Genomic DNA, 24652 nt, shown 5'->3' with positions numbered 1-24652 from the left:
TAAAAGGTTCTAGTGCTATAATTTTTAATCAAAAAGACTAACACATAAGGTATATAATGTTTTCTAAATTTATGAAATTTTTTGAAGTTAAAGAAGATGCGACACTTGATTATATGGATCCCGATAAACTGCTTAGAAAGAAAAAACGCGTTTTAAAAGACCCTTTAAACCAAGAGGAAGAAGATGAATTTTTTCGTCAATTAGAGGTGGAAGAGAGCGCATTCGAGCGTCCAAATATCAATGAAGAACCTCGTCGAAAACCGAGACAAAAGATCCCACGTGAATCTGTTTTGAAAAAAATGAGCCAATGCATGAAAGAGCGGGACTGGAATCCTAAACATCACCCAAAAATCATTATAGGTGGTGTTTGTCTATTCATCGGTGTTGTTATTTTGGCAATTGCACTGCATGAAACACCAAACCCATTAATTGGCAAATGGCGACCTCAAGGAAAAAATATTTTCTTACCGGTGGGCGATATTGAATTTGCTAAAGATAAAGTCCAAGCACTCAATATCACAACGATGGTAAAATACGATATTGATGATACTAAAATTAATGTCATAGACACCACAACCAACACAGGCGTTACATTTTATATTACAAGTGACAAAACTATTGAAACCAACCTTCTAGGGGTTAAAACTACCTACAAAAAAGTTGAAAAATGAGCCTAAAAAAAACCAATGCAGCACGTTTTTTAGATACGCTAAAACTCCCTTACGAGATGACTTCGTATGAAGTCGATGAAGAAGATTTGAGTGCGACACACGCGGCGGCATCATTAGGTGTCGATCCTGCATGTGTCTTTAAAACACTGGTTGCCAGAGATGATGCAAAACATATTATCGTTGCATGTATCCCCGCTGCTGAGGAGATTGACCTCAAAGCGTTAGCCAAAGTGGCAGGAGTAAAACGCTGTGAACTCGTTGCCGTCAAAGAACTTTTAGGGCTTACAGGATACATTCGTGGCGGGTGCTCTCCCCTTGCAATGAAAAAAACCTACCCAACATTTATCGATGCCTCCATTCATCAACACGAAAAAATCTATGTTAGCGCTGGGCTTCGTGGTGTGCAACTGCACCTCTCTCCTGATGTCCTAATACAAGCGTCCAAAGCTATATGTGAGCCTTTAACAAAACATTAAATCTTTTACATGTAAAGATTTTGCAACGCGTTTATCACACTTGTGATATACAATGCTTTAACTAAAACATTGGGAGAAAATAATGTTTGAAAGCATCTCCTTTGTTAAGCGTGTTGAAGAGTTACCAAGGACGCTTAAAAAAGGCTCTTATCTTTTACTGATTGCAGAAGAGACACCCTTTTTGGAAATCCAAAAAATGGAAGGTGTCAAAGTATGTGGTGCTATTTTCCCAAGAGTTATTTTTAAAGGAAAAAGTTTTTCAGAAGGCATCATTGTAGCCAAACTCCAGCCCACAACAACGATGCAAATCATTGATATTAATGATCTTTCAAGATTTGATCCTCCTAAAGATATCTGCTCAATTTTTACTATTGTCGACGGATTTTCAGCACGAATTGATGATTTTTTGGAAGAGTTTTACTCACTTATTCCCAAAAATACAAAATTAATTGGTGGCGGCGCAGGGAAATCAAACCTGATACAAGAACCCGTTATCTTTGACACGCAACGCTATTACCTCAATAATGCTATCATCCTTTCATCCATCAGTACGATTGGTTTGGGTGTCAAACATGGGTGGAGACCTCTCGTTGGCCCTTTTATCGCAACCAATAGCCATGACAATATTTTAGAAAAAATCAACTTTAAAGATGCCTTTGATGTCTATAAAGAGGCTATAGAAAAAGACAGTGGTATAGATTTTGACTCAACTCCTTTTTTCCAGATTTCACAACGATACCCACTCGGAATTGTGCGGTATAAGAAAGATTTTATTGTGAGAGAACCCGTTAGTACCAATGGGAAAAATATTATTTTGGTTGGGAAACTTGACTCGAACTCGGTTTTGTCTATTCTCAAAGGAGAAAAAGAGGACATTCTCAATGCAGCACATGAAGCAGCCCTTATGTCTCGCCATGAGATTGAAGATACATCTATTCAATCGGTGCTACTCGTTGATTGTATTTCTCGCTTTTTATTTTTAGATCAAGATTTTAAAAAGGAGATCAAAGCTATTACCGATGCCTATCCTCCTAAAACGATGATTTGGGGCATTCTTAGCCTTGGTGAAATTGCCAATGCCGATCAAGAATGCATAGAATTTTACAATAACACGTGCGTTGTCGGTACGCTCTAAGGTGATACGTGTATCGGTATCAGGATCTTTATGGTATTTTGTTCTTGCCTCTTCATTTCTGCTTGAACACTTTATCTGTCTTAGGAGTCTTTAATGCAACAGCTCAATGAACAACTTTTAATTACATTTGAGTGTGTAAGTGCCATAGGAACGTCGCTACAGCTCTCAGAGATGATGGAGCATTTTTTAAAAGTATTTTCACGCAAAACAGGAGCATTGGCTTCGGTTTATTGGGAATACGATAAAACAAAACACACCTATAAGCAACTTTGTTTTTACGGTAAAAAAGCATTTCAAGACCTCTTAATATTGCCATCATCGCTGACACAACATAACACCATTACCTTTAATGAAAAAAATGAAAAATACCTTTTACATGTAAAGATTATGGACGATTGGATTGTCTTTATTTTTGATGCAACCAAAGCAGAGATGGATCTCATTCAAGAGATTATCTCGCTCTTTCAATCTAAACTCGAAAACGCTGTTTGCGCCTGTAAAAACCACCTAGAACTCATAGAGATCAATCAAACGCTTGAACGACGCATTGAAGAAGAAGTCGCTAAAAATAGAGAAAAAGATAAACACATTTTACAACAGTCTCGTCTGGCACAAATGGGAGAGATGATCAGCATGATTGCCCATCAATGGAGACAACCACTGGGTTCCATTTCAACGGTTGCTGCGTCCATTAAACTAAAAATAATGCTGAATCGTTTTGATTATTCAACCGCTGAAGGGCAAGAAGCCAGCAAAGCTTTTTTAGAAGAATCCATGAGCAAAATCGAATCCTATGTGCAGTTTCTGACTCGAACCATTGATGATTTTCGCAATTTTTTCAAACCCAATAAACAAAAAGAGAGTATTACCCTCTCTCAGCTTGTCAACCGTACACTGGAAATCATCGGAAAAGCACTTGAAATTAATGGCATTACGATCAATATTGAGACACATGCCACCACTGAAATTTTTACCTACGCCAATGAAGTCACCCAAGTGATACTCAACATTCTCAAAAATGCGGAAGACGTTATCAAAGAAAGAGAGATCATAAACCCGAACATACAGATTACAATTGGTACGGAAGACACGTGGCAAACCATCTCTATTACCGATAATGCAGGAGGTATACCTGCAACGGTTTTGCCTCACATTTTTGAGCCCTATTTTTCTACAAAACAAGAAAAAAATGGAACAGGGTTGGGGCTCTATATGTCAAAAACGATTATCGAAGAACACTGTGGCGGTCAAATACTAGCATCCAATACGCCAATAGGTGCTCAATTTACCATTAAGCTCAAAGAAGGTTAATCGTTATGAAGACATTCACCCAAAAAGGTGTAAACTATAGTATAAAAATTTGTGGAGAATACCGTGCAAATTAGTTTTAGTGACCTTCTTGCCCTGACATCACCTTTACGTGTTTTATATGTGGAAGATGATGTTGTGTTACGCGAAAACACCATTGCTCTTTTGCGTGATCTTTTTGGAGAAATTCATGAAGCAAGTGATGGTAAAGAAGCTCTCATGCTTTACCAAGAGCATCAAGGTAACTACGATATTGTCATCACCGATCTTAATATGCCTCAAATGAATGGAATGGATCTTATCAGAAATATTCAAATTATCAATCCCAAACAACCCATCATTGTTGTTTCTGCGCACAATGAAACCGAATATTTTTTAGAGAGTATCCGCAACAATGTGAATGGCTATATTTTAAAACCGATCGACTTTAATCAACTTATGGAAACCGTTTATAAAGTTGCCTCTTTGGTCAAAGAACGTCAAGAGAAAGCTAAAAATCAGATCCAACTACAAGAAAAAATAGAAGAACAAAACCAGCTACTTGCACAAAACTCTCAAACAGTCCATGAATTTTTAACGATTGACAAAGTCACTAAACTTCAAAATGCTACGGTACTTTACAACTTTTTGGATACTTTTGTACAAGACCATGCCTTAACCATTATGCTCTATAATATTGACAATTTTAGCTTTATCAATCAAACCTATAGTACAGACTTCGCCGATGAAGCCCTTTTTAAAGTAGGTGAATATTTACAATACAATCTCTCAAAAGAGGTACATCTTTACCGTTACAACTCAGATGAATTTGTCATTATTTTTGATCCACAAATCATCAATCCCGAATTTGTAGCCATTCAAATACAAGCCTTTTTCAGAGAAACACCTATTGGTGAATATGAAGGCCAGCCTATCTATATTACACTCTCGTGTGGCATAGCTACGGCACAGAACCCTGCATTGCTGCTCCCAAATGCACGCATCGCACTTCGTGAAGCGAGAATGCGCGGTATTCCAAACCAATATAACATTTACAATACGCATGATGCTTTTTTGAAACAAACCAAAATTGAAACGGAATGGATTCAAAAATTTCGTATTGCCATGGAAGATGATCGTATTATCCCCTATTTTCAGCCTATTATTGATAATGCAACAGGCGAAATCGTCAAATATGAGTGTTTAGCACGTATTGAAGATGACGGTGAAATTATCTCACCTGCTCATTTTTTAGAAGCTGCTAGACGCAGCGGTCTGATGAGTAATCTGACTCGCCTTATGATCAACAAGTCCTACAAAACGTTCTCTGGGCAAAACGTGGCATTTTCACTCAATATTACCAATGAAGATCTGCTCAATTCAAACTTCATTGATTTTTTACAGGCAAAACAGAAGAGCTACAATATAGAACCATCTTTAGTAACATTTGAAATTTTAGAAGATATTATCATTAGTGATACCAACCAAATTCCGCTTAATAATTTACATATACTCAAAGACATGGGTTATCTCTTGGCATTAGATGATTTTGGAAGTGATCGCTCGAATTTTAACCGCTTAGAAAATTTAGGTGTTGATTTTTTAAAAATTGATGGTCAGTTTATCAAAAATATCGATACGATCACTCGAAACCAAGATATTGTTGAGTCTATTACGACGATGGCAAAGAAGCTGAATATGCCTGTCATTGCAGAATTTGTATCCACTAAAGAAGAATTTGAAATGGTGAAACAATTAGGGGTTGAATATTCTCAAGGTTATTTTTTTAATGCACCTCTAAAATTACCTATACACCATGAGCAGTAAGTTTATAGCCTCTGTTTTTAAGATTGACAATACACTCTTCATACCCTAATTTATCGCGTACACGCTTTACAAGGGCACGTAGTGTCGAATTATTGACCTCATCACTTTGCCATATTTCTTGACAAAGCTGTTCATTACGTACAAACGAATTGGCATTTTTGACTAAAAGAGAAAGTAAAAGCTCCTCTTTGGTCGTAAGCTCTTGTAAAATACCCTTTACATGTAAACATTTTGTCTTCAAATCAAAGCTAATCCCTTTGTCTAATATAACAACGGTAGTGCTATCATTTTTTGTGTATTGTCGATGTAATTGATTGGTGACCTTGATCATCGTATTGATCAAAAGCTGAGAATCAAAAGGCTTTGTTAAAAAACAATAAATACCTAGATCAATACTTTTAAGAAAATAATCCACTTCTTTATATGCAGAGATGACAATCACAATTTGTGAAGGATTTTTTTTCTTAATTTTTTCAACTAAACTAAGACCATTTTGATTAGGGAGTTCAATGTCGGTTATAATAAGGTCGTACGTAGACGTTAAATAGCGCTCATATGCCTCTTCTGCAGAGCCAAAGGCATCAATCGTATCAAAGAAATCTGACAAAAAAAATACTCAGTTCTTCTTTTAGAGAAATATCATCTTCCACGAGAAGTAAAGATAACGGTTCGCTCATTTTTTTTCCTCAATGAGTAAATTGTCTATTAATAGCCTGTAATTAAGATAAGTATAGCAAAAAAACAACTCAAATACAACGTTCAAAAGTATATAATAGAGCCATAAAATCCGTATGGAGCGCTGTAATGGAAAACCAAATCGATCAGCTAGTTGCTTGGAGTAAAGAGCTAAAAGTATTATATGTCGAAGATGACCTTGCTCTTCGTGAAGAGGTGTGTCTTTTCCTCAGTGATATTTTTACACAAGTTGATTTAGCGTCCAATGGAGAAGAAGGGTTACAAAAACTCTCTCTTATGCATTATGACTTTGTCATTACCGATATCAAAATGCCACTGATGAATGGTATAGAGATGATTGAAAACATTAAAAAGCTCTATCCCACACTGCCTATTCTTGTTACTTCTGCTCATAATGAAAGTGACTATCTGATTAAACTCATCAATCTGAATGTGGATAATTTCATCACAAAACCTCTCCAAAGTGAGCAAATTTTGAGAGTCTTACATAGAATTGTTAAACATATTCATGATGAACAAGAGCTCAACCACTATAAAAATGAACTTGAAATCACAAACCAAAAACTTAAAAAAATAGCGCATATTCAATCACAATCCATTGATTTGAAAGACTCTCTGCTTAGGGCATATCAAGAGGCTCTCGATAAAGCAACGATTGTTTCCTTGACGGATAAAAACGGCATTATAACTGATGTTAATGAGAATTTCTGTAAAGCAACAGGCTATAGTAAAGAAGAGATTATCGGACAAAAATACGACGTACTCTACCATCCTTCCATGAACAAAGCAATCTACAAAGATATTTGGGATTCTCTCTTTGCTAAAAAAACATGGCAAGGGCTGATTATCAATCAAACACGTGCATTAACCCCTCTTTACAATTATAAAACCATTGTTCCCATCTTAGATGCTAAGGGTGAATTTATCAAATTTATCAGTATTGCGCAAGATCTTACGGAACTTTATAAACACAATGAAGAAACGACTAAAGAAAATATCGAACGTGCCATAAATGTCAAAGAAAATGACCTTTTAAAACAGATTCCTTTTGCTTCAGCTCTCCTTTTGGACGATCTTCATTTTGAGAACTACAATACACGCTTTGGAGAGATTGTTAATAATCATGTCGATGAAACATTACTTGGAAAACTGACGACACACACACTTCATCTCTCTGAATTAGTCAATTTTGAAGAGATGGATTATTTTAATAGTATTGAAGCTATTAAAAACAATTGGCCTTATGATGGTGATATTACTTTTAAAGGCATTATCCCATCCATTGGGCATCTGCTTGAAGTGCTTGTCAAAATTAGTCAATATGAACCTAATCGCTATATCATTTGCATCGTCAAACAAGAGGATTTTGAATTATGCTGCCAAGTTCAAGAGAGATAACGTTTCATACAGCGATTTCCGCTGCAAGTATCGTTAATGAATCGACATTACAAATCATTGATAACCAATGCCATTTGCATAAAATAGACCTCAATGAACTCAAAGTGATCAAAAATGCACCCCTTTCAGTTCTGCCACAAAACGATCTTTTTGACTACTACAAACGGCCTTTTACGGTGGGTAAAAATCTAGCCTATATCTCTTTTGCACAGCAAGGGACAGAATATGTCATTGATACGCAATCTAAAATAGTTCCCCTCAGTACCTTTCATTACAATCAACATGATGTCGTGACCAAAGCTGCCTTTAGCGAAAATGATCTTTTACTCATTACTGGCAACGAGAGAGGACGTAGTTATATCCTAAGTCCGGAAGATGGCACTATTCAAGCCAATCTTCCTATTGCAAGCGACTCCATTAGCGCTGTAACACTTTCTGAAGAGTATCATCTATCTGCCTATGCTTCTTTTTCACATGAGTTGGTTGTTTACAAAACCAATAGCTTTAAGGTTGTATTTAAACAGAAAATTGACAGTGTCATTGAAATGATGCTCTTTGTTGATGACCAAACGCTGCTTGCGATCACACGCAATGGAAAAATTATTAAAATCGATCTTGCAAAGGGCAAAGTTCTCCAAGAGATGGTGCTAGATCAAAATGTCTGGCCTTCAGTCATGGTGCTCTCACACAGCAAAAAATTTGTCTATGTTGGAACCAGAGAGTCTTTGCTCTTTGCAGTCTATGTCAAAACGCTTGATATTTTATACCAAGTTAAATTGCCCTACTATGGTGTTACGACTCTTAGCAGAACCCAAAACTATTTTATTATGGGATTTAAAACAGGTGAAATTCTTTTCTTTAATCACAGAGAGCACGAAGAACAATTCATCACCTATATTAAACTCAGGCAGATCAAAGAAGCATGTCTTATTTTTCAAAAAAATATTTTTTTAATTGTCACATCGTGAAACTAAAAAAAATCTATGAGTATTGGCTGGAAGAAAAAGAGACCATCATGAATCTTCTCTCTCGAGGAGAGATTGAACAAGCACAGATTATTGCTGAGCCTTTTTTATTTCACCCAAAATGTAAGCTTGAATTTGCAGAAATAGAGTCGTTACAACCTGATTTAATGTCCCTACAACGCTATATCAGAAGTATGAGTTATGCACCTGCTTACTCTTTAGCAACCCTAAAACCAGAACTGAGGAAAAGCTCTTTATTTGCTCAGTTGGAAGCACTTTGGAACAAAAGCCTCCAAAAAGCACAAATACTTTTAGCACGAGAACCTCTTCTAAATAAAGAAGCAGCCAAGGAGAATTTAAAAGCCTTTGAGGAAGTCGAAGAGAAAAAAACCATCATCGAAAATATGCTCAAACGCTCTGGCACTTTTACAATGGCAGAAAATTCTGTTAAAGAGAAAAACTTTACCTTCTATTTCCGGTTGGTAGCGCAAAATCACTTTTTAGAGTCTACCTCTTTGTATCAAAAAGTCCTCCAAGTCGGTGAACGATTACAACAAGAAACACTCCGCTATTTGGAAGAGAAAAATTATAAACAATCTCTCATTTTAGCTGATCTTTTATATCAATTTAAACCCTACCAAAATCAAGCCATTCGGCTTAAAGAAGTTTCTAAAGCTTTAATTATCCTTGAACACCAAATCGAACATAATATGCTTTTTCAGGCAGTCAAAACACAAGATCAGTTTCAATTACAGAGTCATTATGCCCTCGTTCAAACACTAGAAGAGATGAAAAACACCTTTGGACTAGAACAATATGCGCTCATTGAGACAAAAGCTTATGCTAAAGTCTTTACCAATATTGAGCCTTATATGAACCTCTCCATTTGTAAACAAAACATTGCCAATATTATGAAAAAGCTCTATCTCTCACAATTTAAAGAAGTGGCAAAAGAGATGAATACTGCCGTAGATTGGGAAAAATCATTGTCAAATTATTTACAATTTTTTCCCATAGACAAACCTTTAGTGGAATTCGTTAAAACCTATGATAAGCTAGAACTCCTACAAAGCATCCCCCTCTCATCGCCTCCTTTGGAAAATCCAACCTATCCCAAAAGTGTCTTGAGCTTCTTAATCAAGAAACCACTCATCCACAAAAGTTAATATAGCTTATAGGAACGGCTTGTTATAATCTCCACGTAAACTTCATAATAAAGGGCTTTAACTATGAGCGCACTCAAAACATACGACTACACAAAAGAGCAATTGGCAGCTTTTCAATACGCCATTATCAAAACTGAAAAAGGCGATATTGTCATTAAGCTCAATCCAGAAGAGACACCCATAGCCGTTGCAAACTTTGCAACACTTGCTAACGATAAATTCTACGATGGACTCATTTTCCACCGTGTCATTAAAAATTTTATGGCACAAGGTGGTTGTCCCCTCGGTCGTGGAACAGGCGGTCCTGGTTGGAACATCGCTTGCGAATGTAAAGGACAAAAAAGCAAACACAAACGTGGATCTCTTTCTATGGCACATGCTGGTCCCAATACAGGTGGCAGTCAATTCTTTATCTGCTTCGTTGATTGCCCTCACTTAGATGGCGTTCACACCGTTTTTGGTGCAATCGCTAAAGAGGATAAAGAGAGTTTCAAAGTGTTTGATAGTATCACTCAAAATGATAAAATGATCACCATCGAAATCAAAGATAAACTCTAAAAACTTTTACATGTAAAGAGATTTTCTCTTTACATGTAATGCTCTTTCAACCGTGTGAGGAAACACATTCTCCCTACTTTTTATAACATTGTTTATTTTTTTAGTTAGAAGGAATAGATTATGATTAGGCGCATTAATTCTCTTTTCCCTTTTTGGGCTATCGTATTCTCTTGCTTAGCTTATATGAAACCCGAATTTTTTTACACCGCATAAAGAGAGCATTACCCCTTTGTTAGCAACCATTATGTTTTTTATGGGAATCACCTTACATTTAGATGACTTTGCTCGTGTTCTAAAACAACCTAAAACTATTTTTATAGCCGTAACTTTAAAGTTTATTTGTATGCCACTTGCGGCACTTTTCATCTCTAAAATGCTTCATTTATCGACAGAACTTTTGATAGGAATGATACTTGTTGGTGTCGTTTCAGGAGGAACTGCGGCTAATGTGATCGTTTATTTAGCGAAAGGTGATGTAGCCCTTTCCATTACCATAACGATGATGTCTACACTTTTATCTGTTTTTATCACACCTCTTTTAACCCTTTTATATGTCGGGCAAAGTGTACCTGTACCTGCCGTTGACATGCTTGTGAGTATTTTACAAATCGTTGCGATACCTGTGATTTTTGGTGTTATCTTGAATTATTTTTTGCATACGATGATTAAACGTTATGAATCTTATTTTGCAATGCTTTCAATGATCACCATTGTTTTTGTCATTTCCATTGTCGTAGCACTCAACCAAAATGCTATTGCATCGATTGGATTTTTGACTATCATTGCCATCATCCTTCATAACAGTGTAGGACTGCTGAGTGGCTATGTAGGAGCAAAATGGTTTGGGTTCAACCATACAATCTGCAAAACGATTGCGATTGATGTTGGAATGCAAAACTCTGGCTTAGCTGTTGCGTTAGCACTTAAATATTTTACGCCGCTCAGCGCACTTCCTGGTGCTATTTTCAGTATTTGGCATAATATCTCTGGTGCGATTTTAGCAGGCTTTTGGTCACGACACAAAGAGAGATGTGAGACATCAAAAAGCTAAAACGCTCCTTTATACATTAGCCGATAATTTTCCAACCACTTTGCCAATCACCTGAACATCTTCAGCATTGATTATCTCTGGGGCATACGCTTCATTGTCGGAAACAAGGGATACCGTTCCATTGGCGTGAAGTTGTAGACGTTTGATAAATAGACCCACAGGAGTTGAGACAACATAAATACCCGATTTTAAAGCATTGGTATACTCTTTGTTAATAAATACGACATCCCCCGTATACAATGTTGGTTCCATCGAATCGCCCAGAACATTGATCGCTTGGATATGTTTTATCATGCCAATTCCACCGAGTTTCTGAACAATTTCCTCATCAAGATACATCATTTCACCCTCTTCCTCTTCATTCAGAGCGCCACCACCGGCTGAAGCATAAATATCTCTAAAATAATGCACACGAGCAAATTTATCAGTCTCCGCTTGCAGACTTTCAACGACTTGATCAAATAAAAGCCAATTAATCGAAATCTTACGTTTGGCGCAAAATTCCAAAATCTCTTTATAAGGGATTTTAGCACGATTTTTCATGGTAGCAAGTGTCAGCTGATTGATTCCAAGCGCTTCCGCCACATCTTTGTCAAATACCTTGCGCTCACCTAATTCCTGAGAGAGAATATCTTTAACTTTATGCAAAACAGCTAAAATATCTGGCATTTTATCCTCCTACATTTCATTTTGAAATATTATTATAGCATATTTTAAAATTTTATTACAATAATGAAAATTTAATAACTGAGGAGCCTTCTATGAAAAATTTAATCTGTACTATCAGTCACTCCCGTAAAGTTTACAATGAATTTATGAACCGTTTTGAACAAAAGATGCTTATTTTAAGCAATAAGATATTTTAAATAAGAGACTTCACGTATTGTGAAGTCTCCTGAAGAGGAAAGCGGGTTAGTTCTTCTTTTTAGTAGCGTATTGGAAATAAAACCAGATTATTCCAATAATTGAGAGTAATATCAGTGGAGCAAGCATCGTATTTTCTGAAAAATAGTTGGCAATACGCATCAAAATATCTCCAATTTTATAACTTCCTATCCCTAAGATCACTGCCCAAAGAATAGCAGAGATGGTATTGATGATATGAAATTTAGTTTGGGGATATTTTGTTAACCCTATTGTCATTGGAACTAATGTTTTCAGTCCATAGATAAATTTTTGAAGGAAAATGATCTTATCGCCATATTTTTTCATCAAAATATGACTTAGTGCCAATTTTCTTCGATGATCTTTGATATAAGGCATCAGTGCTTTTTTATTATAACGCCCCATGTAAAACAAAAAAGAACTACCAATTACATTTGCAAATGCTGCTACAACGATTGAGGTTGTAAGATCCATCTTTCCAGCATAAGAAAGTACACCTGCGGCAATAATCGCAAGCATACCTCCTCCAAAAGAGTATAAAAAAAGGATAATATATCCATACGTTGTAAGAGAGCTAAGAATATCTTCCACTAAAATCCTTAATAGCTTGTAAGCTTTTGTACAGCTTTGAGAAAATCCTCAATCGCATACGATGAAAGCAGTCCATCAGACTCAATAATTTGAGCTGGCGTTATGTTATTGCCATACAACTCAATATTTTCATCATAGTCATGGTTCATAACGGATCCATCAAATGAAACACCTACAAAAGCACCTTGTGTTTTTGTATAGGTATACACTTCTGATTTAAAATCAACTTCGCTTCCTCTTCCCGCGCTATCCCCTGCAGGGCCTGCGGCAACAGAAGCATCAACACCCAGTGTAATTTTATTGTTCATCAGCTTTTTAACACTATCGGTGCTTTCAAAGATCATCAAGATATCTTTTTTCTCGACACCCAGTTGAAAACCAAGTCCCGCTCCGCCGAGTTTCACAAAAAATGGATAGCTCCATGAGCCGTCACTTCGACGTACCACCATCACGCCATTGCCTGTTTTGCCACCAAGAAATATACTAATTTCAATTGTGCCTGGAAAAATAGCAATCGCTTGTGCCTTTTCCAAGACTTTTTGAGGAATTTTTATCTTAGAATCGCGTATCATATTTTTCAGTGCATTGGACGAATCCAATAATTTTTCCTCCGCTGAACCGTAGAGTGTTGTGGAAATCACTAATCCCACAATTAAACTAACCCATAGTTTTTTCATCATTTTTACTCCTTCTATTTTGTGTCACATAGTCAAAAAAAGCACCCTCTTGTCGCATCAGCTCTTCTTGTGTTCCCGACTCGACAATTTTTCCTTTATCCATCACATAGATAAAATCAGCCTTTTTAATGGTACTAAGCCTATGCGCGATAATAATGGTTGTTTTACCTTCAAGATAGTTTTCAAGGGCATTAAACAACTTTGCCTCCGTGTGAACATCTAGCGCTGATGTGGACTCATCTAAAATGACCACGTTGGGATTTTGAAGCACCATACGGGCAATAGACAAACGTTGTCTCTGCCCACCAGAGAGCTTAATACCATGTTTTCCGATTTGTGTCTGTAAACCATCGGGAAGCTCATCAACAAAATTATCAAGCTGTGCTATTTGAAGTGCTTTTTGAACTAACGCTTTATCTATTTTATCATCAATCATTAAATTTTGAGCCATTGAAGCATTAAAAAGTTGCGGATTTTGTAAGACTAAAAAAAGATGTTCACGAACCACATCGAGTCCAATCTCTTTTACGGAAATACCATCAAATAAAATATCACCCTCTTCTAAAGGGTAAAGCCCAACCAGTAAATGTGCCAGTGTCGTTTTACCACTTCCACTTGCCCCTATTATAGCGATTTTTGAACCTTTAGGGATAGAAAGGTTAATCTCTTCAAGAATCTTTTTGCCCCCATCATAGCTAAAACTGACATTTTTTACTTCAATGGCATTGGTGCGATTTTCCAGAAAAGGATTCTTTACATGTAAACCTCGCTCTTCCGTTTTAAGAGCCAAAATTTCATTGATACGATCCAATGCTTTACGTGCATTATGGTAAGAATATTGGATATTTAAAATGTCCTGTATTGGAGCCATCATCACCCAAAGATAACCAAAGATAGAAAGCATTGCACCAATACTAAGGTCAGAATAAGCAACAACAAAGATACTCGCGGCACGAAAAAGCTCAAAGCCTGAAAGAAAGATGAGAAACGAAAGACGACTTGCACCATCGCTTTTATATCCAAAAACGATAGAGCGCTCTTTAATGTTTTTAGCTTGCTCTTCCACGTGGCCAAAAAAAAGCTTTTCTTTGTTCGTAGCGCGAATTTGCACAAACATGTCGAGTGTTTCTGAAAGGGCATCTTGAAAAAGCTCAAATGCTTGGTTCTGCTCTTTTTTGAGCTTAGCCACTTTTTTAGCAAGTTTGGTTGTAAAAAGGATGACCACAGGATTGAGCACTAAAATAAAAAGCCCCAATTGCCAATGGATCATCAATAAGACAGCCCCCACGCCCAAAATGGTCAATACGGAAATAATCAATCGGCTAACAAACGCCCCTAAAAAATTATCAATCGTCTCAATATCGGTTACCAACAAAGAGGCAGCTTTGCCTGAGCCAAAGAATTCAAATTGATTCATTGCCACATGGCTTAAATGTCTCAAAACTACTTCACGTATTTTAAATGCAATATTTTTGGAGATAATGGTAAAAATTTTAGTCTGCCAATAGTTCAGCAAAAAGAAGAAAAAGCGAAGGAGTACAACACAAAACAATACAGAAACGATGTAAACATAAGCAGGATTAGCATGCCCAAAGAGAGCATCGATACTCTGTGTGACAAATCCTTTTTTACCAAGGAGCACTTCATCAATTATCATCGGCATCAAAAGAGGGACAGGAGTATTGACAAGAACCGCTAAAAAAGCAATGACATTGGCAAAAATAAGCTCTTTTTTATAGTATTTTATTTCATGAAAAAGGGTTTTGAAGGTGTAAAGTGTCTGCATTAACGTTCCATAAATGAGCATTACATGTAAAGGTAAAACCTTTACATGTAAAAGCTTTTAGCGCGCGAAATCAATAGCGCGAATTTCTCGAATGACGTTAACTTTAATCTCGCCAGGATATTGAACTTTGCTCTCAATCTCTTGCGCAATCTCTTTGGCAAGCAATACCGCTTCATCATCATTAATGAGTTTAGCATTGGCAATAACGCGAATTTCACGACCCGCATTAATCGCATAGACTTGTTTAATCCCTGGTTTGCTTTTCGCAATATCTTCAATGTCTTGAACACGTTTTAAGAAACTCTCAAGCACCTCACGTCTAGCACCCGGTCGTGCTGCTGAGAGCGTATCGGCTGCACAGACAGCGGCTGATTCAACGGATGTTGGCTCTTCATGTCCATGATGCGCAAAAATAGCATTGATAACCACATCGTGCTCTTTATAACGACGACAAATCTCAGCACCCAAATCAACGTGGCTACCCGCGGTTTCATGGGTTAACGCTTTACCGATATCATGCAATATGCCTGCACGTCTGGCAAGAAGCACATCGCCACCGGTTTCAGCCGCGATAATACCTGCTAAGTGTGCCACTTCAAGAGAGTGACCAAGGGCATTTTGACCGTAGCTCGCTCTAAATTTAAGACGACCAATGAGTTTAACGAGTTCTGGATGAACTTTCGTTAGACCAAGGTCAATAACGATATTTTCACCCTCTTCAGTCAAGCTTTGGTCAAATTCATCTTTGACTTTCTCATAAATACCTTCAATTCGTGCTGGCTGAATTCTGCCATCTTGAACCAAAAGCTCTATGACTTTAGTTGCAATAGCACGACGATAAAGATTAAAACTACTTAAGATAATCGCATTAGGCGTATCATCAATGATAATATCTACCCCTAAAAGCATCTCAAGGGTTTTAATATTGCGACCCTCTTTACCAATAATGCGACCTTTGAGCTCATCATCTTTAATATTGACAACGTTAATCAAACGTTCCGCCGCAAACTCGCCTGCAAAACGTGTTGTTGCTTGCGCTAAAATATAGTTAACACGACGTTTAATATCTTGCTTGGCCTCTTCTTCAAGACGTCTAACGGTATGGGCGATTTCAGCACGTGATTGCTCTTCGACTTTGGCTAAAACAATCTCTTTGGCTTCATTTTGAGTCAAACCAGATGAACGCTCCAATACCACAAGCGCTTCATTGACTTTAACGTTATACTCTTCTTTTAGTTGATTTCCCTCTTCAAACAATGAGTTTGCATTGGCTTGTAACAGTTGTAAATCTTCACGTTCTTTCGTGATTTTTTTGAATTCATCTTTATAACTACGCTCTTTTTTCTCAAGGTCAAGCATTTTTCTGAGTGTTCTTTTTTTAAGCGTAATCGTTCGATCTTCGTATTTGCGTTTAGCCTCTAATTCGGCTTCTTTCACTTTAATATTGCTACTACTAAGGATTAACTCCGCTTCATGTTCAATCGCTTTCGCTTTGGCCCTTGCTTGGGCAACGTGTATCTCATAATTTGCAGCTTCCATCTTTTTGGCGATGAAAAATCCCGCAACGCCGCTTACTACGGCAGCTCCGCCGACCGCTAATGACTCTAAGACCATTTTTCCCTCTTTTAATAATAGTTTTATAAGGGGTTAAATAAATATCTGCTGCAATATCATGTTCTTCTGATAAAAGGCTTTGTGTCATACAAAACTCCTTTTGAACAAATGCTATTGGAGGTTTTGGTACAAGAGACTCGAAAAATCGATCATACATCCCTTTTCCAAAACCAATTCTTTTGAATGCCCCATCAACCCCTATGACGGGCACTATCGCAAAATCAATTTTTGGTTTAACAGCAAAAGAATTTTTAGGCTCTTCAATGTTAAATTTTTTTCTACTTAAAGGCAATCTCCATTTTACCATCTTGAAACTGACGCCTTCCATAAACGGAACATAGACCTTATATTTTCTTCGTCTACATGTAGCGATAACACCGTTTATATTGGACTCGATCGGCAATGGAGCATAGAGCAAAACAGAGCGAATTTTAAGGTGACTTAAGAGGCTCAAAATATTTTTTTCCACTATTTTATCACGCTTATAGCTATTGCGAACTGCGCAGAGTTTTGCTCTTGCATAAGCGCGAAATTCTGATTTTGTTTCAAACTTAATTTTTTGCATTGTTGTCACTTTAAGGCTTGTTTGACTACAATAATATCCTTTATAATATAAAAAAAGGATATGAATGAAGTTTTGGTTTGCTCTGTTTATCGCGTCCTCAATGCTCTTTTTTAATGGCTGTTCTTCTGATAAGAAAAAAACCGAAGCAAAGTCTGAAAAAGTGCAAGAAGAGGTTAAAAATGAAAAAATTATTCTTCAAGATGTTTCAGGCAAAGAGATTGTTGTTACACCACTTGAAAAAGGCTTTAGCTTTTCAGGCTATGAAAACAAAGTTGTTTTAGTCAACTTTTTTGCAACGTGGTGTCCTCCTTGCAAAGCTGAAATTCCTCACCTTAACAACCTACAAGAAAAATATAAAGATAATTTTGTCATCATTAGTGTTCTTTTAGAAGAAAATAAATCTAATGAAGAAATCAGCAATTTTATGAAATACAACAATATTCACTACATTATTACCAACGGAATTGAAAACTTCAAATTGGCACAAAGGGTAGGTGGTGTCAAAAATATTCCACTCATGTTTTTGTATGATAAAGAAGGCAAATACTCTACTCATTATGTAGGAGCTATTCCTGAAGAGATGATTGACGCTGATATCAAAAAAGTGCTTTGATGTTTAGCTTTATCAAAAAAGGACTTGCTAAAACACTCGGCACTATCAAAGAGATATTGCCTGAGAAAGTTGAAAAAATCGACAAAACGCTTTTAGAAGAGATCTTAATTGAGTCTGATATTCCCTATGAATTGGTTGAAGAGATCATCTACTATCTGCCTCCTGCTCAAACTATCGCACGCGAAGATGTGAGGCGTGTACTCAAAGCCTATTTTAAGTATGACACCACTTCTTCTGTGGCGACGCAACAAAAGCCTTTTGTTGAGCTTATTATTGGTGTTAACGGAGCAGGTAAAACCACAACCATTGCCAAGCTAGCACATAACTACAAAAAAGAGAACCAAAGCGTGCTTTTAGGCGCTGCGGACACCTTTAGAGCAGCCGCCATTGAACAACTTAAAAGCTGGGCAGAAAAAATTGATGTGGGTATTATTTTCACACAACAAGGACATGACCCTTCCGCTGTAGCCTATGACACGATCAGTTCTGCCGTGGCAAGAAAACTTGATCATGTCATCATCGATACAGCAGGACGTTTACATAATCAAATCAATCTCGCCAATGAGCTCAAAAAAATTGTTCGAATCTGCGATAAAGCACTTACAGGTGCTCCACACCGTAAAATCCTTATTTTAGATGGAACACAAGGTAGCTCTGCCATTAACCAAGCAAAAGCCTTTCATGAGATGATTCATATTGATGCTATTATCATCACAAAACTTGATGGGACAGCAAAAGGTGGTTCACTCTTTGGCATTGCAAAAGCATTAGAGCTTCCTATCATCTACGTAGGTGTGGGTGAGGGAAAAGATGATCTGATTCCTTTTAATGCCGATGATTATATCGATACCATTTTAGACTCTATTTTCACGCATACCAATGGCTAAAAAACAGATTCTTTTTGAATGCCAAGCCTGTGGACACCAAAGTGCCAAATGGCTTGGTAAATGCCCTAATTGTGGTGCTTGGGATGAATATATTGAACTAAGTGATAAGCAAATTGAAGTGCTCAAAGAGATCAACTCCAAACCAATTACTCATACGCAAAGCAGTGCTATTCCTATCACTGAAGTCAGCTTCGAACAAGTTGAGCGTTACAGTTCAGGAGACCGTGAACTTGATTTGGTACTAGGCGGTGGTATCGTTCAAGGAAGTTTAACACTTATTGGCGGAAGCCCAGGGGTTGGTAAATCCACACTACTTCTTAAAATTGCAGGCAATCTTGCCAAAGAAGGTAAAAAAGTTCTCTATGTCAGTGGTGAAGAATCTTCAAGCCAAATTAAACTACGCGCCAATCGTGTCGATAGCAACTACCCTAATCTTTATTTACTTTCAGAAATCAGACTCGATACGATTTTTAAAGAGCTCGAACAACACTCTTTTGAAGTCCTGATCATTGACTCCATTCAAACCATTTACAGTGAAAAAGTAGCTTCAGCCCCAGGAAGTGTCTCTCAGGTTCGTGAGATCACCTTTGAGCTGATGCGGTATGGAAAAGATAAAAATATCGCTATTTTTATCATTGGGCACATCACCAAAGAAGGCTCAATCGCAGGACCTCGCGTGTTAGAACACATGGTCGATACGGTACTTTATTTTGAAGGCGACTCTTCCCGTGAGCTAAGATTGCTTCGAGGATTTAAAAACCGTTTTGGAACAACCAGCGAAGTGGGAATTTTTGAAATGACCAAAGCAGGACTTGTCAGTGCTAAAGATATCTCTAAAAAGTTTTTCACAAGGGGAAAAGCACAAGCAGGTTCGGCTATTACGGTTTTAATGGAAGGGAGTCGCCCCATTGTCTTAGAAGTACAAGCACTTGTGAGTGATAGCGGCTACCCCAACCCAAAACGTAGTGCGACAGGGTATGAACTCAACCGTCTTACAATGTTACTCGCTCTTTTAGAGCGTAAACTTGACCTCCCATTCAATCAGTATGATGTCTATATTAACATCGCTGGAGGTATCAAGATTAGCGAAACATCGGCTGATCTTGCCATCATCGCAGCGATCATTAGTTCCTACCGCAACCGACCTATTAGCAAAGATACTATTTTTATCGGTGAAGTCTCTTTGATTGGTGATGTCAGAGATATCTTTAACCTTGATCTTAGGCTTAAAGAAGCAAAATCTCAACAGTTTGAAAAAGCGGTCGTTCCTTCTCTTCCATTGGAGAAGATTGAGGGAATCAAGTGTTATAATATTGATGAAGTTTCGAAATTAATTGAATGGATGTAAATTTTTTACGAAATAACACGATATATAGTAAATTGTGTTTTACATGTAAAAAAGGATAGAAGAATGGCCGGCAAAAAACCCGAAGATGGCGATGTTACTGTTGAAAAAAAACCAAAAGGCAATATGGTTCTCATCATTGTCATTGTCTTATTGGTAGTAATTCTCATTGGTGGAGGCGCTGCAGCTTTTTTACTTTTAGGCAGTAGCCATGAAGAAGCCGCTGCAACAACAACCTCACAACAAGATGTCAAAGCAGAGAAGAAAAAAACTAGCAGTAAAAAATCAACCGATCATTTAGCCATTGGCCCCATGTACCCGATGGCACAGTTTGTGGTTAACTTACTCAGTGAAAGTGGCAATCGCTTTTTAAAAGTCTCGATTGATTTGGAACTGAGCGATCCAAAATTGCAGCCCGAAATGGATCATAAAAAATCTTTAATTCGAGATATTATCATCCGCACATTTTCTTCTAAAACCTTTGAAGAGATTAGTACATTGAAGGGTAAAGATAAACTCAAAGATGAAGTCCTTGATAAAATCAATGAAAACCTCTCTGACGGACAAGTCAAAAATATCTACTTTACAGATTTTGTGGTTCAATGATCGGCATAGACATTGTTAGTATTGAGCGAATAACAAAACTCAAAGAGCGCTTTGGAGACAAGGCGTTCGCTAAATTTTTATCTCCCGAAGAAATAACTCTCGCGAAAAGTGATGCCACTGTTGCAGGATTTTATGCGGCAAAAGAAGCTGTTTCTAAAGCTTTAGGTATTGGTATTAGCGAAAAATGTGGTTTCTTTGACATTAAGCTTTGCAAAGATGCAAAAAATGCACCCTCTTTTTCACTTTCACGTCACTTAATTGAAGCGTATAATATTACCGATCTTTCACTCTCCATCACTCATGATAACGGCTTTGCCATTGCAGTAGCGGTGATTGAAGGCAAAAAAAGCACCCGGCAGCTTTGGCACTAAGCACCACCACCTACAAACTGTAAAAACTCTACCTTATCGTTTTGCTCAAGCTTATAATTCTCCCACTGCTCTTTTTTGATGACATTCATATTGACAGCTGCCGCCATCACTTTACTCTCAATGCCTAATTCATCTAAAAGTGCTTGAATTGTTTTGGCTTGACTCTCTTTTTTTTCACCATTAACGGTTAATTGCATTCAACTTCTCCTTTGCGAAAACATGCCATTTTAAATCGTTCTCCCATAAAGGAAGGGTCAATGAGCGTTTTAATTTTATTCATTTCACGCTCATACTGCTTTTCTGAAACGTTTTGAGCAAAAAGTTCTAAAAGCTCTACTAAGCCAAAATCAACTAATGCTTTCATCTGTGTTGCATAGTCATGGACATAAATACCATTTTTTTCAAAAGCATAAAAAAGATGACTAAAGTTAACATCGTACGTGAGATCTGCCTGAGCGAAAAAGGCATTAAAATCATTTTGTTCGCGAAGTTTTTCTTCCACCAAATCAGTGAGCGCAAAAAAAGGATAGACTTTATGATTGGCATAAATGCGCAATGAAAAATCATGTCTGGCTTCTTTATCACCATAGTCAAACGTGACAAACTCAAAACGTCCACAACAGTGATTCATCGCTTTTGTGAAAGGCTCATATCCTAAGCAAAGTTCGCCTTTGGTAATACCGTACTCTTTAGCTTTTGTCTTTGTTGCGTCATCCATATGTGCAAAAAAAGCTTTTCCACTTTCAATAAAAAGCATCTGATCTTCTTTAATCAATTCACATGAAAAAGCATCAAAAATCTCATTGGCAACAAAGAATGCTTCTTTACATGTAAACGTTTCTAAACTCTTTACATGTAAAAGTTTTATGGCATCTCCAAAAGCCTCTTCAAAGTAAACTTTTTGCATTGATTGATTTGCCTCAAAAGGCTCAACGATCACAAAAGTAAGGGTTTGGAGAAGTTCAGGTTTCAGCGTATAAATGAACTGGATCATATCAGCTAGGAGGTAGCCTTTATGTGCACCAATTTCAACGACAGTGCAGGAGGAAGTTAAAAAACCACTCTCAATCGTTGAAATCAGCCGTTTAGCAATCGAACCACCAAAGAACATACTGGTACTTACCGCGGTGTAAAAATCACCCTCTTTCCCGATGGTTCGCACATTGCTGTAGTAGCCCTCATTACCATAGAGCCACTCTTGCATATAAGCGCTAAATTTCACGTATCTCTTTTATAAAAGCGTTTTACACGCACTCTCTAAGCGTTTAAACCCTTCATCAATCTCTTCTTTAGAGATGGTGAGCGGAGGTAAGAAACGAAGCGTATTTTTACCAGCTTTAAGCACTAATAAGCCATGTTCAAATGTTTTTTTGATGATACTTGCCAAAATATCGCTACTTGGACACTTAAGACCACGCATAAGACCAAGCCCCTCAACACTCTCAAACAGTGTCGAGAATGCTGCTTGTGTCGCTTTTAGTTTTCCATCAAAATAGATGAGTGCTTCATCCAACATACCACTTTGCTTGTACTCTTCTAAAATAGCAAGTGCTTCAAGCCCTGCACGTGTAGAGAGGAAATTACCACCAAAGGTACTACCATGATCCCCAGCTTCAAAGATATCTTTGTGTTTGCTAATGACCGCACCAATAGGTACACCACCTGCAAGCCCTTTTGCGAGGGTGATGATGTCTGGCTCAATCTCATAAAGGGATGTTGCTAAGAACTCGCCACTTCTAAAAACGCCACTTTGGACTTCGTCGATAATAAGCAAAATCTCTTTTTCTTTCAAAAATTTTGCCAAATCCTGAATCTCTTTTTTAGGGAATGCCTTAACGCCACCCTCCCCTTGAACAAGTTCTATCATGACGGCAACGGTCTCATCATCGATAGAGTTATAAAGATCCGCGATCTCTTTGGTATACGCAAAGCCTTCAGGATACGGCGCAAAAGCAGTTTGATGAAATTTCTCTTGTCCGGTAGCTTTAACCGTCGTAATCGTTCTGCCATGAAATGAGTGTTCTAAGGTTAGAACTTTGTATTTTTTATTGGCAAATTTTTTCTCACCGTATTTACGTGCCAGTTTAATCGCGCCCTCATTGGCTTCAGCACCTGAGTTTCCAAAAAATACTCCCACATCAAAGCCTGTGAGTTCACAGATTTTTTTTGCTAACTTCGCTTGAGGTTCAATCAAATAGAGATTAGAAGTATGAATCAAATTACGTGCTTGATCGCTTATTGCATCCGCAAGTCTTTGATTGCCATGCCCCACACTAACCACACCAATACCGCTCGTAAAGTCGATATAATCTTTTCCTTTATCATCAAAAAGTGTTGCGTTGATACCGTGTTTAAAATTGACATAGTTTCTTGCATACGTTTGCAACACATACTCTTTATCCATTGTTTCAAAATCCATCACATACTCCTCTAAAAAAATGCCATTATAGCGAAAAAAAACCTTACCCAATTTTAGGCAAATGCCACTGCTTATAATAGGCCAACAATCGAAGCGCGACTCCAAAAGCAAATACTGCCATTAAAGGCACGTATCCACTAATGTCAAACTTCGCAAATACAAATAAAATCGCTCCGACTAAAAGTGAAACTGTACCGTAAAACTCACTGGTTAACAAAAGAGGTACGCGGTTCAGTAAAATATCGCGAATGACTCCACCACCTACCGCTGTTATAAGCGCCATCAAAACAACGCCAAAAAAGTTAAACTCTACTTGTAATGCAATGAGTGCTCCTGAAATAGAGAACGAAACCAATCCCAACGTGTCGCTGATGATAAAATAAAATGTCTTCTCAATCTCATCTTTTTTGTGCAATTGAAACAAAACACTCAGCCCAATGACGGTAATCACTAAAATAGAAGGCATCAAATGTGTAAAGGTGTAAGGAGAGCGACTCGCCAACATATCGCGTACCAGTCCACCACCGAGCGCTGTCAGAAATGAAGCGATAAAAATGCCCAAAAGGTCCAATTTTTCCTTGACTGCGACGTAAAACCCACTCAGTGCAAATGCGATGGTACCAATAATTTCAGCCACTTCAAGCTCAACCATGACTTGCCTTTAGAGCATCAAAATAGCGTTCTAAAATCACTTTTGCCGCCATGGAATCGATTCTGCCATCACGCTTTTGACGGACAACACCTTGCATCATCTCTTTCGCTTCATTGCTTGAGCCATACTCATCTTGGTACACCACTTTACCGCTAAATTTTAACAGGCTTACAAAGTGTTTGATACGCCTCTCCATCTCTTCACTGCTACTACCACCCTTGGGAAGTCCCACGACTAAAAGCTCGATGTTCCACTCATTTAAAAAAGCATCCACATCACGCGCTGCTTGGTCACGATTTTTACGCAGTATCGCCTCTTGCGGAGACACGATACCTTCAGCCAAACAGAGCGCCACGCCAATACGCTTTAGCCCAATATCAATACTTGCTGTTTTTTTCAATGATGACTCTT

General features: G+C 37.7%; 27 protein-coding genes. 15 read left to right on the top strand and 12 right to left on the bottom strand.

The window, feature by feature from the left end:
• Positions 1 to 56 precede the first annotated feature (56 nt).
• From Sdiek1_RS06080 to Sdiek1_RS06060, 5 genes are all read left to right on the top strand, one after another.
• Positions 57 to 671 (top strand): hypothetical protein, encoded by a 615-nt coding sequence (locus Sdiek1_RS06080; RefSeq protein ID WP_087438367.1) that lies wholly within the window; start codon positions 57 to 59, stop codon positions 669 to 671.
• Positions 668 to 1147, top strand: a complete 480-nt coding sequence (gene ybaK / locus Sdiek1_RS06075) for a Cys-tRNA(Pro) deacylase (RefSeq protein ID WP_087438366.1) — start codon at positions 668 to 670, stop codon at positions 1145 to 1147. The genes Sdiek1_RS06080 and ybaK overlap by 4 nt, the downstream gene beginning before the upstream one ends.
• A gap of 82 nt (positions 1148 to 1229) precedes the next feature.
• The gene (locus Sdiek1_RS06070; RefSeq protein WP_087438365.1) at positions 1230 to 2282 is read left to right on the top strand and encodes an FIST signal transduction protein; all 1053 of its coding nucleotides are present in this window, start codon (positions 1230 to 1232) and stop codon (positions 2280 to 2282) included.
• Positions 2283 to 2375: 93 nt separating this feature from the next.
• Positions 2376 to 3593, top strand: coding sequence for a sensor histidine kinase (locus tag Sdiek1_RS06065; protein WP_087438364.1), 1218 nt, complete (start codon positions 2376 to 2378; stop codon positions 3591 to 3593).
• 63 nt (positions 3594 to 3656) lie between these two features.
• Positions 3657 to 5396 (top strand): EAL domain-containing protein, encoded by a 1740-nt coding sequence (locus Sdiek1_RS06060; RefSeq protein WP_238099190.1) that lies wholly within the window; start codon positions 3657 to 3659, stop codon positions 5394 to 5396.
• Here the strand turns inward: Sdiek1_RS06060 and Sdiek1_RS06055 are convergent.
• Positions 5377 to 6003, bottom strand: coding sequence for a response regulator transcription factor (locus Sdiek1_RS06055; protein ID WP_238099188.1), 627 nt, complete (start codon positions 6001 to 6003; stop codon positions 5377 to 5379). The two genes, Sdiek1_RS06060 and Sdiek1_RS06055, sit on opposite strands and share 20 nt — an antisense overlap.
• A 197-nt stretch (positions 6004 to 6200) precedes the next feature.
• Here Sdiek1_RS06055 and Sdiek1_RS06050 point away from each other — a divergent pair, with 197 nt between their 5' ends.
• From Sdiek1_RS06050 to Sdiek1_RS06030, 5 genes are all read left to right on the top strand, one after another.
• The gene (locus tag Sdiek1_RS06050) at positions 6201 to 7490 is read left to right on the top strand and encodes a hybrid sensor histidine kinase/response regulator (protein ID WP_087438363.1); all 1290 of its coding nucleotides are present in this window, start codon (positions 6201 to 6203) and stop codon (positions 7488 to 7490) included.
• Complete coding sequence (locus tag Sdiek1_RS06045; RefSeq protein WP_087438362.1) at positions 7466 to 8458, top strand: PQQ-binding-like beta-propeller repeat protein; 993 nt, start codon at positions 7466 to 7468, stop codon at positions 8456 to 8458. The genes Sdiek1_RS06050 and Sdiek1_RS06045 overlap by 25 nt, the downstream gene beginning before the upstream one ends.
• The gene (locus Sdiek1_RS06040; protein ID WP_151897981.1) at positions 8455 to 9621 is read left to right on the top strand and encodes a hypothetical protein; all 1167 of its coding nucleotides are present in this window, start codon (positions 8455 to 8457) and stop codon (positions 9619 to 9621) included. The genes Sdiek1_RS06045 and Sdiek1_RS06040 overlap by 4 nt, the downstream gene beginning before the upstream one ends.
• 63 nt (positions 9622 to 9684) lie before the next feature.
• Complete coding sequence (locus tag Sdiek1_RS06035) at positions 9685 to 10179, top strand: peptidylprolyl isomerase (protein ID WP_087438360.1); 495 nt, start codon at positions 9685 to 9687, stop codon at positions 10177 to 10179.
• 229 nt (positions 10180 to 10408) lie between these two features.
• Entirely contained in the window at positions 10409 to 11230 is an 822-nt protein-coding gene (locus tag Sdiek1_RS06030) for a bile acid:sodium symporter family protein (RefSeq protein ID WP_238099186.1), read from the top strand.
• A 9-nt stretch (positions 11231 to 11239) separates the two neighbouring features.
• Here the strand turns inward: Sdiek1_RS06030 and Sdiek1_RS06025 are convergent, their stop codons facing one another.
• From Sdiek1_RS06025 to Sdiek1_RS06000, 6 genes are all read right to left on the bottom strand, one after another.
• A complete protein-coding gene (locus Sdiek1_RS06025; protein WP_087438359.1) occupies positions 11240 to 11899 on the bottom strand; it encodes a LexA family transcriptional regulator in 660 nt (219 codons plus the stop codon).
• Positions 11900 to 12142: 243 nt separating this feature from the next.
• Positions 12143 to 12706, bottom strand: coding sequence for a DedA family protein (locus Sdiek1_RS06020; protein WP_087438358.1), 564 nt, complete (start codon positions 12704 to 12706; stop codon positions 12143 to 12145).
• An 8-nt stretch (positions 12707 to 12714) separates the two neighbouring features.
• Positions 12715 to 13386 carry a lipid-binding SYLF domain-containing protein gene (locus Sdiek1_RS06015; protein WP_238099185.1) on the bottom strand — a complete coding sequence of 224 codons (672 nt, stop codon included), beginning with the start codon at positions 13384 to 13386 and terminating at the stop codon, positions 12715 to 12717.
• Positions 13364 to 15169 carry an ABC transporter ATP-binding protein gene (locus Sdiek1_RS06010; protein WP_087438357.1) on the bottom strand — a complete coding sequence of 602 codons (1806 nt, stop codon included), beginning with the start codon at positions 15167 to 15169 and terminating at the stop codon, positions 13364 to 13366. Before Sdiek1_RS06010 ends, Sdiek1_RS06015 begins: the two co-directional genes overlap by 23 nt.
• A gap of 57 nt (positions 15170 to 15226) precedes the next feature.
• Positions 15227 to 16783, bottom strand: coding sequence for a ribonuclease Y (rny, locus tag Sdiek1_RS06005; RefSeq protein ID WP_087438356.1), 1557 nt, complete (start codon positions 16781 to 16783; stop codon positions 15227 to 15229).
• The gene (locus Sdiek1_RS06000; RefSeq protein ID WP_238099183.1) at positions 16689 to 17348 is read right to left on the bottom strand and encodes a 5-formyltetrahydrofolate cyclo-ligase; all 660 of its coding nucleotides are present in this window, start codon (positions 17346 to 17348) and stop codon (positions 16689 to 16691) included. Before Sdiek1_RS06000 ends, rny begins: the two co-directional genes overlap by 95 nt.
• 64 nt (positions 17349 to 17412) lie before the next feature.
• Between Sdiek1_RS06000 and Sdiek1_RS05995 the strand changes: the two genes are divergently transcribed.
• From Sdiek1_RS05995 to acpS, 5 genes are all read left to right on the top strand, one after another.
• Complete coding sequence (locus tag Sdiek1_RS05995; protein ID WP_087438354.1) at positions 17413 to 17961, top strand: TlpA family protein disulfide reductase; 549 nt, start codon at positions 17413 to 17415, stop codon at positions 17959 to 17961.
• Complete coding sequence (ftsY, locus tag Sdiek1_RS05990) at positions 17961 to 18848, top strand: signal recognition particle-docking protein FtsY (protein ID WP_087438353.1); 888 nt, start codon at positions 17961 to 17963, stop codon at positions 18846 to 18848. Before Sdiek1_RS05995 ends, ftsY begins: the two co-directional genes overlap by 1 nt.
• Positions 18841 to 20196, top strand: coding sequence for a DNA repair protein RadA (radA, locus tag Sdiek1_RS05985; protein ID WP_087438352.1), 1356 nt, complete (start codon positions 18841 to 18843; stop codon positions 20194 to 20196). The genes ftsY and radA overlap by 8 nt, the downstream gene beginning before the upstream one ends.
• A 63-nt stretch (positions 20197 to 20259) precedes the next feature.
• Positions 20260 to 20799 (top strand): flagellar basal body-associated protein FliL, encoded by a 540-nt coding sequence (gene fliL / locus Sdiek1_RS05980; protein ID WP_087438351.1) that lies wholly within the window; start codon positions 20260 to 20262, stop codon positions 20797 to 20799.
• Complete coding sequence (acpS, locus tag Sdiek1_RS05975) at positions 20796 to 21170, top strand: holo-ACP synthase (RefSeq protein ID WP_087438350.1); 375 nt, start codon at positions 20796 to 20798, stop codon at positions 21168 to 21170. Before fliL ends, acpS begins: the two co-directional genes overlap by 4 nt.
• Here acpS and thiS read toward each other — a convergent pair.
• From thiS to ruvX, 5 genes are read right to left on the bottom strand one after another with little or no spacing between them, the layout of a single operon-like run.
• Positions 21167 to 21367, bottom strand: a complete 201-nt coding sequence (thiS, locus tag Sdiek1_RS05970; RefSeq protein ID WP_087438349.1) for a sulfur carrier protein ThiS — start codon at positions 21365 to 21367, stop codon at positions 21167 to 21169. The genes acpS and thiS overlap by 4 nt on opposite strands.
• Positions 21358 to 22392, bottom strand: a complete 1035-nt coding sequence (locus tag Sdiek1_RS05965; protein ID WP_087438348.1) for an SAM-dependent methyltransferase — start codon at positions 22390 to 22392, stop codon at positions 21358 to 21360. The genes thiS and Sdiek1_RS05965 overlap by 10 nt, the downstream gene beginning before the upstream one ends.
• A 9-nt stretch (positions 22393 to 22401) precedes the next feature.
• The gene (locus tag Sdiek1_RS05960; protein WP_192866777.1) at positions 22402 to 23589 is read right to left on the bottom strand and encodes an aspartate aminotransferase family protein; all 1188 of its coding nucleotides are present in this window, start codon (positions 23587 to 23589) and stop codon (positions 22402 to 22404) included.
• Between the two features lie 43 nt (positions 23590 to 23632).
• Positions 23633 to 24241, bottom strand: coding sequence for a trimeric intracellular cation channel family protein (locus Sdiek1_RS05955; protein WP_087438347.1), 609 nt, complete (start codon positions 24239 to 24241; stop codon positions 23633 to 23635).
• Positions 24234 to 24641 carry a Holliday junction resolvase RuvX gene (gene ruvX / locus Sdiek1_RS05950; RefSeq protein WP_087438346.1) on the bottom strand — a complete coding sequence of 136 codons (408 nt, stop codon included), beginning with the start codon at positions 24639 to 24641 and terminating at the stop codon, positions 24234 to 24236. Before ruvX ends, Sdiek1_RS05955 begins: the two co-directional genes overlap by 8 nt.
• Positions 24642 to 24652 lie beyond the last annotated feature (11 nt).

Origin of the sequence: Sulfurospirillum diekertiae (genome assembly GCF_002162315.1) — a bacterium.
In the GTDB taxonomy this organism is placed as follows: Bacteria; Campylobacterota; Campylobacteria; order Campylobacterales; family Sulfurospirillaceae; genus Sulfurospirillum.
The sequence above is the reverse complement of the archived record's forward strand: the minus strand, read 5'-3'. Positions and strand labels throughout refer to the sequence as shown.